General features: G+C 59.7%; 1 protein-coding gene. It reads right to left on the bottom strand.

The window, feature by feature from the left end; translation table 11 throughout:
• Positions 1-48: 48 nt before the first annotated feature.
• Positions 49-549, bottom strand: a complete 501-nt coding sequence (locus EOA22_RS25525) for a hypothetical protein (protein ID WP_245478684.1) — start codon at positions 547-549, stop codon at positions 49-51.
• Positions 550-611: the final 62 nt, after the last annotated feature.

Consider the following 611-nt stretch of genomic DNA (forward strand, 5'->3'; position numbering starts at 1 on the left):
CTGCCTTATCGGCGGGTCAGGGAGGCTGAGTTGCATCGGGCACCCATGCTATCCGCCGAGCCGGAAATACTGGGCGGTGGCCGAGAATTGAGACCCGTCGGTCTCGATTTCCTCAAGAATCTTTGGGAGCAGCACCGAGGCTGGCATGGGCGTGGAGAACGCGGCTGCCTGGATGTCCTGAGGGCCCGTGATCACCATTATGATCTGCGGCACCGCCTTTCCGGCGGCTTTGTCGGCGGCCCCGAGACCAATCGGGATGCTGAAAGTAGCCTTGCCGGTTTCTACGACGATGCGGTCGTCGAGATTGAACACCATGCCTTTATGGTCGATCAACAGCACGCTGGACCTGAGCCCGCCACGCGTCACCAGCGTTCCGCTGATCGGCGTACCGTTTGGCACCGATGTCCGATCGAGAACAAGCTGCGGCTTGTCTGATGCGGTCTGCCCGATAAAGCGCAGAAAATTGGTGACTTCGCATTGGCTTGGTTCAATGAGCCGGACGCTGATGTCCGGCTCGACATGGAATTTGGCCTGGAACTCGGCCAGCATGCCTTCGAATGGCTGGACCGATGTTCCAAAGCCTTCGATCGCGGCAGCCTTGTCGGTTGCTG

The organism is Mesorhizobium sp. M7A.F.Ca.US.014.04.1.1 (genome assembly GCF_003998745.1).
Taxonomy (GTDB): domain Bacteria; phylum Pseudomonadota; class Alphaproteobacteria; order Rhizobiales; family Rhizobiaceae; genus Mesorhizobium; species Mesorhizobium ciceri.